Source organism: Agromyces mariniharenae, from assembly GCF_008122505.1.
GTDB lineage: Bacteria > Actinomycetota > Actinomycetes > Actinomycetales > Microbacteriaceae > Agromyces > Agromyces mariniharenae.
In genome coordinates, this window is sequence record NZ_VSSB01000002.1 from 892,334 (window position 1) to 907,956 (window position 15,623).

Here is a 15,623-nt window from a genome sequence, read left to right on the forward strand (position 1 = left end):
CCTTCACCATGGCTGCCGAACACCGCGCGACCATGCATCGGCGCCGTCGCAGCACTCCCCCGTCAACCTACGCCCCAAGCGGCGCCCGAGGTAAGAGCTTCCCGGAAATCGGAGAGGCGCCTCCACAAAAAGGCGCCCGGCCATTCCCTGCGCGTGCGCGCCGCGAGTATGGTGTGGGGTGTTCCGCCCGTGGGCGCGGCCCACGGGCTCAGCACGAAGGATGGAAGGTCAACGTGGACACTCTCTGGGTGTTGTTCTTCTCCGAGCTCGTCGGGACCGCGATGCTGGTCCTGTTGGGTTGCGGTGTCGTGGCCAACGTCGCCCTCGCCAAGACGAAGGGCTTCAACGGCGGATTCCTCATGGTGACGTTCGGCTGGGGCTTCGCGGTCTTCGCCGCCGTCATCGTCGCCTACGCATCGGGCGCGCACATCAACCCGGCCGTGACGTTGGGGCTGGTCGCCAACGGCGCGACGGAGTTCGGCAATGCGGCCCTCGGGCTCACCGTCCCGGTCGACTTCACGTCGGTGCTCGCGTACATCGTCGCGCAGCTCATCGGCGCGATCGTCGGTGCGGTGATCTGCTGGCTGGCGTACAAGCAGCACTTCGACGAGGAACCCGACCCGGCGCCGAAGCTCGGCACCTTCTCGACGGGCCCCGGCATCCGGAACTACGCCTGGAACCTCATCACCGAGATCATCGGCACCTTCGTGCTGGTCTTCGTCGTCATCGGCTTCGGCCGTCAGGGCGACGCATCCGGCCTCGCCTCGCTCGGCGCGCTGCCGGTTGCCCTCCTCGTGGTCGGCATCGGCGTCTCCCTCGGCGGTCCGACCGGCTACGCCATCAACCCGGCCCGCGACCTCGGTCCGCGCATCGCGCACGCCTTCCTGCCGATCCGCGGCAAGGGCGGCAGCGACTGGTCCTACTCCTGGGTCCCGGTGGTCGGCCCGATCATCGGCGGGCTGCTCGCCGGTTGGGCGGCCCTGGTGCTGCTGCCGGTCCTCACCTGACCATCCGGCGGGGCCGGCCCGAGCGGCCGGCCCCGCTTCGTTCGGCACGGGCAAGCTCGTGCATTCGCCGACGAGGACGCCGGCGGGACATCCGCAACATTGAGAGGAAGTCATGGCTGACTACGTCCTGGCCATCGACCAGGGAACAACGAGCACACGCGCGATCGTCTTCGACAAGAAGGGCTCGATCGTGTCGACCGGACAGCTCGAGCACGAGCAGATCTTCCCCAGGCCCGGTTGGGTCGAGCACGACCCGATGGAGATCTGGCGCAACACCGGTGAGGTCATCGGCCAGGCTCTCGGCAAGAAGCAGCTCACCCGGCACGACATCGCCGCGGTCGGCATCACCAACCAGCGCGAGACCGCAGTGGTGTGGGACAAGAACACCGGCCAGCCCGTCTACAACGCCATCGTGTGGCAGGACACCCGCACGCAGCCCATCGTCGACCGGCTCGCGGCCGACGGCGGCGTCGAGCGGTTCAAGGAAAAGGTCGGCCTCCCGCTCGCCACCTACTTCTCGGGCACCAAGATCGTCTGGATCCTCGAGAACGTCGAGGGCGCCCGCGAGAAGGCGGAGGCGGGCGACCTGATCTTCGGCAACACCGACACGTGGGTGCTCTGGAATCTCACCGGCGGCGTCGACGGCGGCGTGCACGCCACGGATGTCACGAACGCCAGCCGCACGATGTTCATGGACCTCGAGACCCTGCAGTGGGACGACGACATCCTCGCGGCGTTCAACGTGCCGAAGTCGATGCTCCCCGAGATCAAGCCCTCGTCGGGCGTCTTCGGCACGGCCCACGGGTCGAGCCTGCTGCGCGAGGTGCCGATCGCCGGCGACCTCGGCGACCAGCAGGCCGCGACGTTCGGCCAGGCCGCCTTCGATCCCGGCGAGTCGAAGAACACCTACGGCACGGGCAACTTCCTCATCTTCAACACGGGCACGGACATCGTGCACTCGAAGAACGGGCTGCTCACGACCCTCGGGTACAAGATCGGCGACGAGCCCGCGCACTACGCGCTCGAGGGCTCGATCGCGGTCACGGGCTCGCTGATCCAGTGGCTGCGCGACAACCTCGGGCTGATCTCGAGCGCTCCCGAGGTCGAGGAGCTCGCCAAGACGGTCGACGACAACGGCGGCGCGTACTTCGTGCCGGCGTTCTCGGGACTCTTCGCGCCGTACTGGCGTGCCGACGCCCGCGGCGCGCTCGTCGGGCTCACCCGATACGTCAACAAGGGGCACATCGCCCGCGCAGCCCTCGAGGCGACGGCGTTCCAGACCCGCGAGGTGCTCGACGCGGTGAATGCCGACTCGGGCGTGGAGCTCACCGAGCTCAAGGTCGACGGCGGCATGATCGCGAACAACACGCTCATGCAGTTCCAGGCCGACATCCTCGGCGTGCCGGTCGTGCGGCCGGTCGTGGCGGAGACGACCGCGCTCGGCGCGGCCTACGCCGCCGGCCTCGCGGTCGGCTTCTGGTCGGGCCTCGACGACCTCCGTGCCAACTGGCAGGAGGACCGCCGCTGGGAGCCCGCCATGGACGAGGCCGAGCGCGAGCGCCAGCTCCGACTCTGGAAGAAGGCCGTCTCGAAGACGTTCGACTGGGTCGACGAGGACGTCTCGCACGAGTGATCCGAACGGCGAACGGCCCCGCGGCATCCGCGGGGCCGTTTCGCATGCGTCTCGTCGTGGGCGCGCGACCGAGCGCTCGACCTGCGCCCCCGGCTCAGGCCTTCGTCGCCGCGATCCACTCCTCGAGCCTGCGTGCGGCGGCACCGCTGTCGATGGCCTCCTCGGCGACCGCCATCTTGTCGCGGAACCGGTCGAGGATGGCGCGCTGGAACTGGCTCGGGTCCTTCGCGAGCTCGAACGCCACGAGTCCTGCGGCGGCGTTCAGCACGACGATGTCGCGCACCGGACCGCGATCGCCGGCGAGCACGCGATGCACGATCTCGGCGTTGTGCGCGGCGTCGCCGCCGACGAGGTCGTCGATGCTCGCCCGCGGGATGCCGAGCTCGCGCGGATCGAGGTCGTGCTCCTTCACCGTGCCGCGGGACACCTCCCACACGTGGCTGTGGCCGGTGGTCGTGAGCTCGTCGAGGCCGTCGTCGCCGCGGAACACCAGCGCCGTCGCGCCGCGCGTCTGGAACACGCCGACGATGAGGGGAACGCGATCGAGGTGCGCGACGCCCACCGCCGACGCCTCGGGGCGGGCCGGATTGCAGAGCGGACCGAGGAAGTTGAAGACCGTCGGCACGCCGAGCTGGGCGCGGACGGGGCCCGCGTGCTTGAACCCCGGATGGAACGCCCCCGCGAACGCGAACGTGATGCCGGCCTCGTCGAGCACCGCCGCCACGCGGTCGGCGGACAGGCCGAGGTCGAGCCCGAGCGCGGCGAGCACGTCGGACGATCCCGACGCCGAACTCGCCGCCCGGTTGCCGTGCTTGATGACGGGCACGCCGGATGCCGCGGCGATGACGGACGCCATGGTCGACACGTTCACCGTGCCGAAGCGGTCGCCGCCCGTGCCCACGATGTCGAGCGCCATGGGGTCGACGTGGAGCGGCACGGCGTGCTCGAGCACGGCGTCGCGGAAGCCCACGATCTCGTCGACCGTCTCCCCCTTCACCCGCAGGGCGATGAGGAACGCGGCCAGCTGCGCGTCGGTCGCGGTGCCCGTCATGACCTGCTCCATGCACCACGCGGCATCCGAGACGCTGAGGTCTTCGCCGTCGAGCAGCGCGGTGATGATGGCGGGCCAGTTCTGTCGCTCGGGCATGCTCCGATCCTATCGACGGGGATTCAGGGTGGATTCGCGGCTGACGCACACCGCAACTGAGGGTTGCCTAACCCGAAAGCACCGACACGACTCCCCCGGATGACGAAAACTCAGCCCCGATTTCAGCCATAATGGGGAGCGTGACGAGCACCTCAATCACTTATCAGGCGAGCGCGCCCGTGATCAAGCGACCGAACACCGTTGCGGTGGGCACGATCGTCTGGCTCGGCAGCGAGGTCATGTTCTTCGCGGGCCTCTTCGCGATCTACTTCACGCTGCGGTCGACGTCGCCCGAGCTGTGGGAGTTCGAGGCGAATCGACTGAACTTCCCGTTCTCGCTGACGAACACGATCATCCTCGTGCTCTCGTCGTTCACCTGCCAGTTCGGGGTGTTCGCGGCCGAGCGGCTGCAGCCCTACGCCACCGGGTGGAAGCCGTCGCAGTGGGGCATGGTCGAGTGGTTCTTCCTCACCTACGCCATGGGCGCGGTCTTCGTCGCCGGCCAGATCTGGGAGTACGCGCAGCTCGTCTCCGAGGGCATCGCCCTCGACTCCAACGCGTACGGCTCGGCCTTCTACCTCACGACGGGCTTCCACGGCCTCCATGTCACGGGCGGCCTCATCGCGTTCCTGCTCGTCATCGGCCGCGTGTTCGCGGTCAAGAACTTCGGCCACCGTGAGGCGACCAGCGCCATCGTCGTCTCGTACTACTGGCACTTCGTCGACGTGGTCTGGATCGGCCTGTTCCTCGTCATCTACGTCCTCAGATAGTCGCAGCAGGAGCGTCCCGAACCGCATGACCGCCAACAGGAAGAAACTGATGAACCGCTCGAAGCGACGCACCGGCCGCCGGCACCCGCTCGCCACCGTCGCGCTTCTCGCGCTCGGACTCGTCTTCACGGGCGGCGCGTACGCCGCCCTGAGCACCGGGACGGCGGCGCAGGCCGAGAGCGAGCCCACGTCGCAGGAGACCATCGAGCAGGGCAAGAAGCTCTTCCAGGCGAACTGCGCCACCTGCCACGGCCTCGAGGCCCAGGGCACGGGCACGGGTCCCAGCCTGATCGGCGTCGGCGCCGCCGCGGTCGACTTCCAGGTCGGCACGGGCCGCATGCCGATGCAGATGCAGGGTCCGCAGGCCCAGCAGAAGCCGCCGCAGTTCACCGACGAGCAGGTCAAGCAGCTGGCCTACTACGTCGCCTCCCTCGGCCCCGGCCCAGACATCCCCGCCGAGCACCTCGTCAACGGCGGCGGCGACGCCGCGAACGGCGCCGAGCTGTTCCGCATCAACTGCGCCATGTGCCACAACGTGGCCGGCGCCGGCGGTGCGCTCACCGAGGGCAAGTTCGCTCCCCCGCTCACCGACGTCTCGGGGGTGCACATCTACGAGGCCATGGTCACGGGCCCGCAGAACATGCCGGTGTTCAACGACCTGAACATCTCGCCCGAAGACAAGCGCGACATCATCACGTACCTCCAGTACGTGCAGGACAACCGCTCGCCCGGCGGTTTCGAGCTCGGCTCGCTCGGGCCGGTCGCAGAGGGCCTGTTCATCTGGATCTTCGGTCTCGGCGCGATCGTCGCGGTCACCGTGTGGATCACGGCGAAGTCCAACTAGCGCCCGCTCGGCTCGCAGCACCCAAGAAGGAGAACCATGGCCCAGGACGACCACAGCGGCACGGACGTCGTTGCTGCCGACTCGTCGCACGAGGCAGACGTATACACCCGGTCGCCCGGCACGGCGGTCGTCGCCCAGGACGCGTTCGACAATCCCGGTTTCGAGCCGCACCGTCCTCGCGTCACCGATGAGGACCCGAAGCGCGAGAAGCGTGCCCAGCGCACCGTCTACTCGCTCTTCTACCTGTCGATCCTCGGCAGCGTGTGGGCCATCGCCGCCTACATGCTCTTCCCGATCGAGTCGAACGACGTCGGCATGGTTCGACTGAACAACATGTTCATCGGCCTCGGCGCCACGCTCGCCCTCCTCGGCATCGGCTTCGGCGCCATCCACTGGGGCAAGTCGCTCATGACCTCTGCGGAATCGGTCGACATCCGCCACCCGATCGGCGGCGCCGAGCCCACGAAGGCGGGCGCGGTGCACGTGATGCGCGAGGCCGACGAGGAGTCCGGGTTCTCGCGCCGCACGGTCATCCGCAACAGCCTGATCGGCGCACTGCTCGTCTTCCCCCTGCCCGCGGTGGTCCTGTTCCGCGGATTCGCCCCGCAGGACCAGCTGCCCGTCGAGCTCCTGAGCCACACGATGTGGGCCAAGGGCACCCGCCTCACCCTCGACCCGTCGGGCGTGCCGATCAAGGCCGCCGACGTCACCATCGGCAGCGCGTTCCACGTGATCCCCGAGGGCCTCGCGGAGCTCGAGCACGGCCGGCTCGAGGAGAAGGCTAAGGCAGCGGTGCTGCTCATGCGCCTCGAGCCGAGCGAGCTCAACCAGGCGCCTGATCGCGAGTCCTGGTCGTACGACGGCATCGTCGCCTACTCCAAGATCTGCACGCACGTCGGATGCCCCGTGGCGCTCTACGAGCAGCACACGCACCACCTGCTCTGCCCGTGCCACCAGTCGCAGTTCGACGTGGCGAACCACTGCGAGGTCATCTTCGGCCCGGCCAAGCGCCCGCTGCCGCAGCTGCCCATCGCGGTCGACGAGGAGGGCTACCTCGTCGCGCAGAGCGACTTCACCGAACCCGTCGGCCCGAGTTTCTGGGAGCGCAGTTGACCACCGTACCGACCCGAACCGACACGCCTGCGAAGCGCACGTTCACCGCGGCGGCGTCGGACTACTTCAACGACCGCACCGGTATCGCGGTCGCGATCAAGGGCCTCGGCCGCAAGGCCTTCCCAGACCACTGGTCGTTCCTGCTCGGCGAGGTCGCGCTCTTCAGCTTCATCGTCGTGCTCATCTCCGGCACGTTCCTGACGTTCTTCTTCCAGGCGTCGATGGCCGAGGTCCACTACGACGGCTCGTACGTGCCGCTCAAGGGCGTCGAGATGTCGGTGGCCATGGCGTCCACGCTCGACATCTCGTTCGACATCCGCGGCGGCCTGTTCGTGCGGCAGATGCACCACTGGGCGGCGCTGCTCTTCGTGGCGGCCATCGGCCTGCACATGCTCCGCATCTTCTTCACGGGCGCGTTCCGCAAGCCGCGAGAGTTCAACTGGGTGATCGGCTTCACGCTGTTCATCCTCGCGATGGGCGAGGGCTTCACCGGCTACTCGCTCCCCGACGACCTGCTCTCGGGCAACGGCCTCCGCATCATCGACGGCCTCATCAAGGGCATCCCGATCATCGGCACGTGGACCTCGTTCCTGCTCTTCGGCGGTGAGTTCCCGGGCACCGCGATCGTCGGACGCCTCTACACGCTGCACATCCTGCTGCTGCCGGCGCTCGTCGTCGCGCTCATCGCGATCCACGTCGTGTACGTGTTCATCCACAAGCACACGCAGTTCGCCGGACCCGGTCGTCAGACGACGAACTCGGTGGGTCCGCCCATCCTGCCGATCTACGCGGCGAAGGCCGGCGGCTTCATGTTCATCATCTGGGGTGTGATCGCGCTCATCGCCGCGATGTTCACCATCAACCCGATCTGGAACTACGGTCCGTACGACCCCTCGCCCGTCTCCGCCGGAACGCAGCCCGACTGGTACATCGGCTTCGCCGACGGCGCGCTGCGCCTGATCCCGCCGGGCTGGGAGTTCGTGTGGCTCGACCGCACCTGGTCGTTCAACATCCTCGTCCCGCTGATCGCGATCGGCATCTTCATCGTGCTGGTGGTGGCCTATCCCTTCATCGAGGCGTGGATCACCGGCGACAAGCGCGAGCACCACATCGCCGACCGTCCGCGCAACGCGCCCACCCGCACCGCGATCGGCGCCGCCGGCGTGACGTTCTACGCGAGCCTCTGGGCTGCGGCGAGCTCCGACATCCTGGCGACGCACTTCTCGCTGACGATGGAGGGCGTCATCCACGCGCTCCAGTTCACGACGATCGTCGGTCCCTTCATCGCCTACTTCGTCACGAAGCGCGTCTGCATCGCACTGCAGAAGAAGGATCGCGAGATCGTGCTGCACGGCTACGAGTCGGGCCGCATCGTGAAGCTGCCCGGTGGCGAGTTCATCGAGGTCCACCAGCCGCTCGACGAGTACGACCGCTGGCGCCTTGTGAGCTACGACTCGTACGAGCCGCTCATGATCCGCCCGAACTCCCGTGGCAAGATCACCGTCGGCCAGCGAGTCCGAGCCGGACTGTCGCGCTGGTTCTTCGAGGACCGCATCGCGCCGGTCACGAAGGGCGAGCTCGAGGCGGCGCACCACTCGTCGCACCACTGAGCCGACCGCACTCCGCTTCGGGCACCGGTCCCATGTCGATCGACACGACATGGCTCCGGTGCCCGAACTGTCTCCTCGACCTCGATCCGGTCGGTGAACGCACGCTCGGTTGCGAGACCGGGCACCGCTTCGACCTCTCGAAGCACGGCATCGTCACGCTGCTCCCACCGAAGGCGCCGCGGACGGTCGGAGACGACCGCGCGATGCTCGACGCACGAGCGGCGCTCCTCGACAGCGGTGCCTACGCGCCCATCGCGGCGTCGATCGTCGAAGCGCTGAGCTCAGCAGGCATCGACGGTGCAACGGATGCCCCTCGCATCGCCGATCTCGGGTGCGGCACCGGGTACTACTCGGCGTTGCTGGCCGACGCGCTCCCGACGGCGGACTTCCTCCTCGCCGACCGCTCCCCCGATGCGGTGCGGATGAGCCGCCGCGCCATCGGGGGATCCACGGGCGTCGTCCTCGACACCTGGCGACCCCTCCCGGTGCGCGACGCCGTCGCTGACGTCGTGCTCGACGTCTTCGCGCCTCGCAACCCTCCTGAGTTCGCCCGCATCCTGCGGCCCGGCGGCGTGGTGGTCGTCGTGGTCCCGACCGCCGACCACCTCCACGAGCTCCGCGCCGAGGGCGCGATGCTCGACGTGCCGGCTGAGAAGGCCGAACTGGTGTCGGATCGCTTCCACGAGGCGGGACTCAGGCGTGGAGCGCGCACCACGGTGACGTACCCGCTCGAGGCCACGGCCGCGACACAGGCGCTGCTCGTCGACATGGGGCCGGCCGCACATCACGCCGATCGCCGGCCGCACCAGCCTGAGCACGCACGCACGGTCACGGTCTCCGTCGACGTGCTCGTGTTCGAGCACGCCGCGGGCGACTGAACCATCGACGCCATCGATCGGCGCCGTCGCGCGGCGTCGGCGTCATACTGGGTTCATGTCGGGATGCTGCGGGCCCGCGCCGGACGGCCGGTACTCCGAGATCTTCGACGAGCGGTTCGCCAGCAGCATCGCCCGCCGGTATCGCCGACGCGGCCTCACCGCACCCGAGGGACGCATCATCGAAGCCCTGTCGGGGCTCGGACTCCACGGCAGGAGCGTGCTCGAGGTCGGCGGCGGCGTCGGCGAGCTCCAGCTCGAGCTGCTCGCACGCGGCGCCGCGGAGACGGTGAACCTCGAGCTCTCCGACGCCTACGAGCAGCAGGCCGACGAGCTCATGCGGGCGAGCGGCGTCGACGGACGCGTCACCCGCATCGTGGGCGTCGACCTCGCCGCGGCATCCGACGCCGACGTCGCGCGGGCGGACTACGTGCTGCTGCACCGCGTGATCTGCTGCTACCCCGACTTCGCGGGACTCCTTGGCGCGGCCGCGGATCACGCCAGGTCGGCGGTCGTCTTCAGCCATCCCGCTCGGAACCTTTTCACCCGGGCGGTGGTGGCCATGAGCAACGCCCGGATGGCGATCGTCGGGCATGACTACCGCGGGTTCGTCCACTCCCCCGAGGCGATGCTGGGCGTCCTCAGGGCACACGGGCTCGCACTGCGCACCTACGAACGCTCGAAGCGGTGGCACATCGCCGTTGCGGTGCGTGAGCCGGCCGGCGTCCGCACCGCGCCCGCCGGGTGATTCGCTGCACCGCTCCGTCGATCACCACCCCACACCCGCGCGGCACGTCACGGGCAGGAACGCCGAAGGGCCCGGCACCATCCGGTGCCGGGCCCTTCGAACGGGATCGCTCAGCGAGCGAAGTTGCCGCGGTAGTACTCGTACACCCAGCCGACGAGCGCGATGATCACGAGCGGGACCGCGAGGAACGTGATCCAGAACCCGATCGCGAGGCCGAGGAACCCGAGCGCGGCGCCCGTCGCGAGGATGATGGGCCACCAGCTCCACGGGCTGAAGAAGCCGAGCTCCGCGTCGCCGTCGTCGATGTTCGCGTCGAGGCGGTCTTCGGGCAGCTCAGCGCCCTGCGCACGGTGCACACGCCCGAGGTAGAAGGCGATGAATGCGGACAGGACGGTCGTGAGCGACAGCGCCACGGTGCCGGCCCACTCCATGCCCGGGTCCACTTCGTCGATCGCGCTCCAGACCCCGTAGACGACCGCCGCGAGTCCGAAGAAGACCGCGAGGATCCAGAACATGATGACATTGGCGCGCATCTACTTGACTTCCTTCGTCGCTGCGTCGAACACCGGTGCCTGCGGGGCGTCCTTCGCCGGACCGATGCCCACCGGAATGCCGGCCTCGGGGTGGTTGAGGTCGAACGCCGGCGCCTCCGAGCGGATGCGCGGGATCGACGTGAAGTTGTGCCGCGGCGGCGGGCAGCTGGTCGCCCACTCGAGGGAGCGGCCGTAGCCCCACGGGTCGTTCACGGTCACCTTCGGCGCGCGGCGCGCGGTGATGTAGACGTTCAGGAAGAACGGGATGAGCGAGACCGCGAGGATGCCCGCGCCGATCGTCGACAGCTGGTTCATCCAGGTGATGTTGTCTTCAGGCAGGTACGAATAGTACCGGCGCGGCATCGCGACGACGCCCAGCCAGTGCTGGATGAGGAACGTCGTGTGGAAGCCGATGAACAGCAGCCAGAAGTGCCACTTGCCGAGCCGCTCGTTCAGCATCTTGCCGGTCCACTTGGGCCACCAGAAGTAGAAGCCCGCGAACATCGCGAACACGACCGTGCCGAAGACGACGTAGTGGAAGTGCGCCACGACGAAGTAGGTGTCGGAGACGTGGAAGTCGAGCGGCGGCGACGCCAGGATCACGCCGGTGAGGCCACCGAACACGAACGTGATGAGGAAGCCGAGCGACCAGATCAACGGCGTCTCGAACGTGATGGATCCGCGCCACATCGTGCCGATCCAGTTGAAGATCTTCACGCCCGTCGGCACCGCGATGAGCATCGTCATCAGGGCGAAGAACGGCAGCAGCACCGAGCCGGTGACGTACATGTGGTGCGCCCACACGGTGACCGACAGTGCCGCGATGGCGATGGTCGCATAGATCAGCGTCTTGTATCCGAAGATCGGCTTGCGGCTGAACACCGGGAAGATCTCGGACACGATGCCGAAGAACGGCAGCGCGATGATGTACACCTCGGGATGGCCGAAGAACCAGAACAGGTGCTGCCACAGGATGACGCCGCCGTTGGCCGGGTCGTAGATGTGGGCGCCGAAGATGCGGTCGGCGCCGGCGGCGAGGATCGCGGCCGCGAGCACCGGGAACGCCATCAGGACGAGGATCGACGTGACGAGCGTGTTCCAGGTGAAGATCGGCATGCGGAACATGGTCATTCCCGGCGCGCGCATCGTGATGATCGTCGTGATGAAGTTCACCGCGCCGAGGATCGTGCCGAAGCCCGAGAGGCCGAGGCCGAGCATCCAGAGGTTGCCGCCGATGCCCGGCGAGAACGTGGTCGATGCCAGCGGCTGGTAGGCGAACCATCCGAACGACGCCGCACCCTGCGGGGTGAAGAAGCCGGCGACGGCCATCAGCGAGCCGAAGTTGAAGAACCAGTACGCGAGCGCGTTCAGTCGCGGGAACGCGACGTCGGGCGCGCCGATCTGCAGCGGCATGAGCACGTTCGCGAAGCCCGCGAAGAGCGGCGTCGCGAACATCAGCAGCATGATCGTGCCGTGCATCGTGAACAGCTGGTTGTACTGCTCGCGCGTCTGGATGATCTCGAGACCGGGCTCGAACAGCTGCGCGCGGATGATGAGGGCCATCACGCCGCCGATGCAGAAGTAGATGAAGGAGGTGATCAGGTAGAGGTACCCGATGACCTTGTGGTCGGTGGACGTGATCCACCGGACGAGGACGTTGCCCTTGCGCTCGACCTTGGGGGCGCCGAACGGCAGGCTGCTCGACTGCGGCCGAGCCGGTGCGGTCGTGGTGCTCATTCGGCTTCGTGCTCCTCTTTCAGTTCGGGCGCGCCCTTGCCGGGCTGGTTCTGGTTGCGGTCGTACTCGTTGGAGAGCTGGCCCTCCTGGCCGAGGTCGCGGAGCGACTCGATGTAGTCCTCGTACTCCGCCTCGGAGACGACCTGGACGTTGAAGAGCATGAGCGAGTGGTACTCGCCGCAGAGCTCGGCGCACTTGCCCTCGTAGGTGCCCTCGCGCTCGGGGACGAACGACATGTAGTTGGTCTTGCCCGGGAACATGTCCTTCTTGTAGAGGAAGTCCACGACCCAGAACGAGTGGATGACATCGCGCGACTCGAGCTCGATCTCGACGTTCTGGCCGACCGGGAGGTACAGGGTCGGGAGCTCGGACTGGACGAGCGAGCCGGCGGGGCCCTCGTCGGAGAGCTGGCCCTGGATGCCGGGCGAGTAGACGTCTTCGTTGACGTAGTTGAAGTCCCAGGCCCACTGCTTGGCGATGACCTCGACCTTGACGTCGATCTCGTCCTCGGCGAAGCGCTGCTCGATGACCGCCTGGTCGCGGGCCGTGAAGGCGAAGAAGCCGAGCACGAGGATCAGCGGAACGATCGTGTAGAAGACCTCGATCGGCATGTTGTAGCGCAGCTGCACCGGGAGGCCGGTCTGGCCCTTGCGCCGGCGGTACGCGATGACGGCCCAGATCGTGAGGCCCCAGGTGATCACGCCGACGACGAGCAGCACGATCCACGACGTCACCCAGAGGCCCGAGACGAGGTCGGTGTGGTTGGTGACGGGAGGCTCGCCCTCCTCGAAGCCCGGAAGGAATCCGTTCAGCTGTGCCTGCGTGCATCCGGCGAGGACGAGGCTGAGCGACGCTGCGATCGGGATTGCAGCCCATCGGAGACGGCGATTGTGGCGCACCGGTGACCTTTCGGGAGACTCGAAGGCGCTTCACAGCGAAGCGCGGTGATCGATCCCTAGCCTACTCCGACTCGACCCCCCGGGTGTGCACCCGGAGGCGGTGTCGGACGGGGATGCACGGATTCCCGAAACCACCTGCGGAAACGCCGAAGGGAGGCCGCCCGGGCGGCCTCCCTTCGGGAGCGGAGTCGACGAACCCTCAGTGGAAGGAGTCGCCGCACGCGCAGCTGCCCTGCGCGTTGGGGTTGTCGATGGTGAAGCCCTGCTTCTGGATGGTGTCCTCGAAGTCGATCGAGGCGCCGTCGAGGTAGGGCACGCTCATCTTGTCGACCACGACCTCGACGCCCGAGAAGTCCACGACGGCGTCGCCGTCGAGCAGCCGCTCGTCGAAGTACAGCTGGTAGATGAGCCCGGAGCATCCGCCGGGCTGCACCGCGACGCGCAGTCGCAGGTCGTCGCGACCCTCCTGTTCGAGGAGGCTGCGGACCTTGTCGGCGGCGGGGTCGCTCAGCTTCACGCCGTGCGTCGTGTCGGTGATCGTGTCGCTCATGTCACTCCTCGTGCATCAGGTACATCAAAGCCTGCCTCCATGGTAACCGCGGATCCTGAATACCCGCCCCGCCCGGACCCGGGAAGTCGCACGAGCCGTCAGGGCGCGTCGCCGCGCGCCTCGAGCCGGGCGAGGAACAGGGCCTCCCCGAGCAGCGCGCGCTTGAACACGCCGAGGTGCAGCGACTCGTTCGGGCTGTGCGCCTTGGACTCGGGGTCCTCGACGCCCGTCACGAGGATCTGCGCGCCGGGGAACTCCTCGACGAGCTCGGCGATGAACGGGATCGAGCCGCCGACGCCGATCTCGACGGGCTCGCGCCCCCATGCCTCCGCCATGGCGGCGCGCGTCTCGGCGACCGCCCAGCCGCTCGTGTCCACGAGGAACGGCTGCCCGGTGTCCACGTCCTCGAAGGTCAGCTTCGCGCCGAACGGCGCGTTCGCCTCGAGGTGCGCGCGGACCGCCGCGAACGCCTCGTCGGCGTCCTGGCCCGGCGCGATGCGGGCGCTCACGCGCACCCGGATGCCGGGCAGGAGCGTGTTCGACGCGTTCGCCACGTCGGGCGCGTCGATGCCCGTGATCGTGATCGCGGGCTGCGACCAGATGCGCGACAGGATGGTGCCCGTGCCGATCGGCGCGACGCCGTCGAGCAGGCCCGCCTCTGCGCGGAGCTGCGCCTCGTCGTACGCCGGCGTCTCGAGCCCCGCGTCGCGCAGGCCCTCGACGGCGACCGAGCCGTCCGCGTCCCACAGGGTGTCGAGCAGGCGGATGCCGGCGAGCATCGCGTCGGGCACGGCGCCGCCGTACATGCCCGAGTGCGAGGCGTGCGCGAGCGTGTCGATGCGGAGGTTGAACGCGACCGCGCCGCGGAGCGCGACGGTGATCGCGGGAGTCTCGAGGTCCCAGTTGCCGGAGTCCGCGACGATGATCGCGTCGGCGGCGAGGAGGTCGCGGTTCTCGCGGAGGAAGTTCGCGAACGAGCGCGACGCCCATTCCTCCTCCCCCTCGATGAACACCGCGATGCCGAGGTCGAAGTCGCCCGCCGCCTCGGCGAACGCGCGGATGGCGCCGACGTGGGCCATGACGCCCGCCTTGTCGTCGGCGGCGCCCCGGCCGTGCAGCCGGTCGCCGCGCTGCGTGGGCTCGAACGGCGGCGTGTCCCAGTCGTCGTCCTTGCCGGGGGGCTGCACGTCGTGGTGCGCGTAGAGGAGGACCGTCGGGCGTCCGTTGCGCGCGGGCCGGCTCGCCACCACGGCGGGCTGGCCGAGCTCCGATCCGTCCTCGACGGCGGCGCGGCGGATCTCGACGAGCTCGAACACGCCGGTTCCGCGGAGCAGCTCGGCGACGGCCTCGGCGCTCTCGGCGACGTGGGCGGGGTCGAACGCGGGCCACGACACGGACGGGATCCGCACGAGGCGGGCGAGGTCGGCGACGGTCGCGGGGAAGCCGGCGTCCACGGCGCTGCGGATCGCCGCGGCGGTCTCGGTGGGCGCGATCGTGGATCCGGTGGGAGGGGGCTGGGTCATGCCGGTAATCTTAAGGGAACCGATCCGAGGACTCCCGTGGCCAACAACTCCACCAACACCCCCGCGCCCGAAGCCGGCGCCGACAACGCGGCATCCGAGTCGACCCCCAAGGTCGGCAAGGGGACGCCCACTCCGAGCCGTGCCGCCCAGGAGGCCGCACGCAAGCGCCCGCTCGTGCCGAACGACCGCAAGGAAGCGGCGAGGCAGGCCCGCGCGAAGCAGACCGAGGCCCGTGAGCGGGCTCGCGTCGGCATGGCGATGGGCGAGGACAAGTACCTGCCCGCACGCGACCGCGGCCCGCAGAAGAAGTTCGTGCGCGACTACGTCGACGCGCGCTTCAGCATCGGCGAGATCCTGATCCCGGTGATGTTCCTCGTCATCGTGCTCACGCTGATCCCGAGCTACGAGGTGCAGACCATCGGCATCTTCGCGCTCTGGGGCTTCTTCCTCGTCTCCGTGCTCGACGTGATCATCCTGGGCACGATCCTGAACCGCAAGCTCAGGGCGAAGTTCGGCGAGAACAAGGTCGAGAAGGTCCGCTGGTACGCGGCCATGCGCGCGCTGCAGTTGCGTCCGCTGCGTCTGCCGAAGCCGCAGGTCAAGCGCGGCCAGTACCCGTCCTGATCCGAGCCCG

At 68.5% G+C, this 15,623-nt stretch carries 15 protein-coding genes; 9 read left to right on the forward strand and 6 right to left on the reverse strand.

Annotated features, from left to right (window positions below):
* The first annotated feature begins 281 nt into the window (after positions 1-281).
* The gene (locus tag FYC51_RS17475) at positions 282-1,007 is read left to right on the forward strand and encodes an MIP/aquaporin family protein (RefSeq protein ID WP_238476485.1); all 726 of its coding nucleotides are present in this window, start codon (positions 282-284) and stop codon (positions 1,005-1,007) included.
* A 112-nt stretch (positions 1,008-1,119) separates the two neighbouring features.
* Positions 1,120-2,640: a glycerol kinase GlpK gene (glpK, locus tag FYC51_RS17480; protein WP_148735026.1), complete on the forward strand. Its 1,521-nt coding sequence runs from the start codon at positions 1,120-1,122 to the stop codon at positions 2,638-2,640.
* A 94-nt stretch (positions 2,641-2,734) separates the two neighbouring features.
* On the opposite strand, the gene trpD is transcribed toward glpK, so the two are convergent.
* Complete coding sequence (gene trpD / locus FYC51_RS17485; RefSeq protein WP_148735027.1) at positions 2,735-3,787, reverse strand: anthranilate phosphoribosyltransferase; 1,053 nt, start codon at positions 3,785-3,787, stop codon at positions 2,735-2,737.
* Positions 3,788-3,918: 131 nt separating this feature from the next.
* Between trpD and ctaE the strand changes: the two genes are divergently transcribed.
* Genes ctaE through FYC51_RS17515 form a run of 6 tightly spaced genes read left to right on the forward strand, consistent with a single transcriptional unit; the run spans position 3,919 to position 9,747 of the window.
* Positions 3,919-4,557 carry an aa3-type cytochrome oxidase subunit III gene (gene ctaE / locus FYC51_RS17490; RefSeq protein WP_148735028.1) on the forward strand — a complete coding sequence of 213 codons (639 nt, stop codon included), beginning with the start codon at positions 3,919-3,921 and terminating at the stop codon, positions 4,555-4,557.
* Positions 4,558-4,606: 49 nt separating this feature from the next.
* The gene (gene qcrC / locus FYC51_RS17495; protein ID WP_148735029.1) at positions 4,607-5,401 is read left to right on the forward strand and encodes a cytochrome bc1 complex diheme cytochrome c subunit; all 795 of its coding nucleotides are present in this window, start codon (positions 4,607-4,609) and stop codon (positions 5,399-5,401) included.
* Positions 5,402-5,437: 36 nt separating this feature from the next.
* Positions 5,438-6,514 carry a cytochrome bc1 complex Rieske iron-sulfur subunit gene (gene qcrA, locus FYC51_RS17500; RefSeq protein ID WP_148735030.1) on the forward strand — a complete coding sequence of 359 codons (1,077 nt, stop codon included), beginning with the start codon at positions 5,438-5,440 and terminating at the stop codon, positions 6,512-6,514.
* Positions 6,511-8,124 carry a cytochrome bc1 complex cytochrome b subunit gene (qcrB, locus tag FYC51_RS17505; protein ID WP_148735031.1) on the forward strand — a complete coding sequence of 538 codons (1,614 nt, stop codon included), beginning with the start codon at positions 6,511-6,513 and terminating at the stop codon, positions 8,122-8,124. The genes qcrA and qcrB overlap by 4 nt, the downstream gene beginning before the upstream one ends.
* Positions 8,125-8,156: 32 nt before the next feature.
* Positions 8,157-9,002 (forward strand): methyltransferase domain-containing protein, encoded by an 846-nt coding sequence (locus FYC51_RS17510; protein ID WP_148735032.1) that lies wholly within the window; start codon positions 8,157-8,159, stop codon positions 9,000-9,002.
* Positions 9,003-9,057: 55 nt separating this feature from the next.
* A complete protein-coding gene (locus FYC51_RS17515) occupies positions 9,058-9,747 on the forward strand; it encodes a methyltransferase domain-containing protein (protein WP_148735033.1) in 690 nt (229 codons plus the stop codon).
* Positions 9,748-9,857: 110 nt separating this feature from the next.
* Here FYC51_RS17515 and FYC51_RS17520 read toward each other — a convergent pair whose 3' ends face one another.
* From FYC51_RS17520 to FYC51_RS17540, 5 genes are all read right to left on the reverse strand, one after another.
* Positions 9,858-10,280: a cytochrome c oxidase subunit 4 gene (locus FYC51_RS17520; protein ID WP_148735034.1), complete on the reverse strand. Its 423-nt coding sequence runs from the start codon at positions 10,278-10,280 to the stop codon at positions 9,858-9,860.
* A complete protein-coding gene (ctaD, locus tag FYC51_RS17525; protein ID WP_148735035.1) occupies positions 10,281-12,017 on the reverse strand; it encodes an aa3-type cytochrome oxidase subunit I in 1,737 nt (578 codons plus the stop codon).
* A complete protein-coding gene (ctaC, locus tag FYC51_RS17530; RefSeq protein WP_148735036.1) occupies positions 12,014-12,916 on the reverse strand; it encodes an aa3-type cytochrome oxidase subunit II in 903 nt (300 codons plus the stop codon). The genes ctaD and ctaC overlap by 4 nt, the downstream gene beginning before the upstream one ends.
* Before the next feature lie 199 nt (positions 12,917-13,115).
* Positions 13,116-13,466, reverse strand: coding sequence for an iron-sulfur cluster insertion protein ErpA (gene erpA, locus FYC51_RS17535; RefSeq protein WP_148735037.1), 351 nt, complete (start codon positions 13,464-13,466; stop codon positions 13,116-13,118).
* A 98-nt stretch (positions 13,467-13,564) separates the two neighbouring features.
* Entirely contained in the window at positions 13,565-14,989 is a 1,425-nt protein-coding gene (locus FYC51_RS17540; protein WP_148735038.1) for a dipeptidase, read from the reverse strand.
* A gap of 36 nt (positions 14,990-15,025) precedes the next feature.
* On the opposite strand from FYC51_RS17540, the gene FYC51_RS17545 reads away from it, so the two are divergent.
* Positions 15,026-15,613 (forward strand): DUF3043 domain-containing protein, encoded by a 588-nt coding sequence (locus tag FYC51_RS17545; protein ID WP_148735039.1) that lies wholly within the window; start codon positions 15,026-15,028, stop codon positions 15,611-15,613.
* Positions 15,614-15,623: the final 10 nt, after the last annotated feature.

Excerpts from the sequence above, each read along its gene's own strand:
- FYC51_RS17475 (WP_238476485.1), top strand. The coding sequence starts at position 282 with ATGCTGGTCCTGTTGGGTTGCGGTGTCGTGGCCAACGTCGCCCTCGCC.
- glpK (WP_148735026.1), top strand. The coding sequence starts at position 1,120 with ATGGCTGACTACGTCCTGGCCATCGACCAGGGAACAACGAGCACACGC.
- trpD (WP_148735027.1), bottom strand. The coding sequence starts at position 3,787 with ATGCCCGAGCGACAGAACTGGCCCGCCATCATCACCGCGCTGCTCGAC.
- ctaE (WP_148735028.1), top strand. The coding sequence starts at position 3,919 with ATGGGGAGCGTGACGAGCACCTCAATCACTTATCAGGCGAGCGCGCCC.
- qcrC (WP_148735029.1), top strand. The coding sequence starts at position 4,607 with ATGAACCGCTCGAAGCGACGCACCGGCCGCCGGCACCCGCTCGCCACC.
- qcrA (WP_148735030.1), top strand. The coding sequence starts at position 5,438 with ATGGCCCAGGACGACCACAGCGGCACGGACGTCGTTGCTGCCGACTCG.
- FYC51_RS17510 (WP_148735032.1), top strand. The coding sequence starts at position 8,157 with ATGTCGATCGACACGACATGGCTCCGGTGCCCGAACTGTCTCCTCGAC.
- FYC51_RS17515 (WP_148735033.1), top strand. The coding sequence starts at position 9,058 with ATGTCGGGATGCTGCGGGCCCGCGCCGGACGGCCGGTACTCCGAGATC.
- FYC51_RS17520 (WP_148735034.1), bottom strand. The coding sequence starts at position 10,280 with ATGCGCGCCAATGTCATCATGTTCTGGATCCTCGCGGTCTTCTTCGGA.
- ctaD (WP_148735035.1), bottom strand. The coding sequence starts at position 12,017 with ATGAGCACCACGACCGCACCGGCTCGGCCGCAGTCGAGCAGCCTGCCG.
- erpA (WP_148735037.1), bottom strand. The coding sequence starts at position 13,466 with ATGAGCGACACGATCACCGACACGACGCACGGCGTGAAGCTGAGCGAC.
- FYC51_RS17540 (WP_148735038.1), bottom strand. The coding sequence starts at position 14,989 with ATGACCCAGCCCCCTCCCACCGGATCCACGATCGCGCCCACCGAGACC.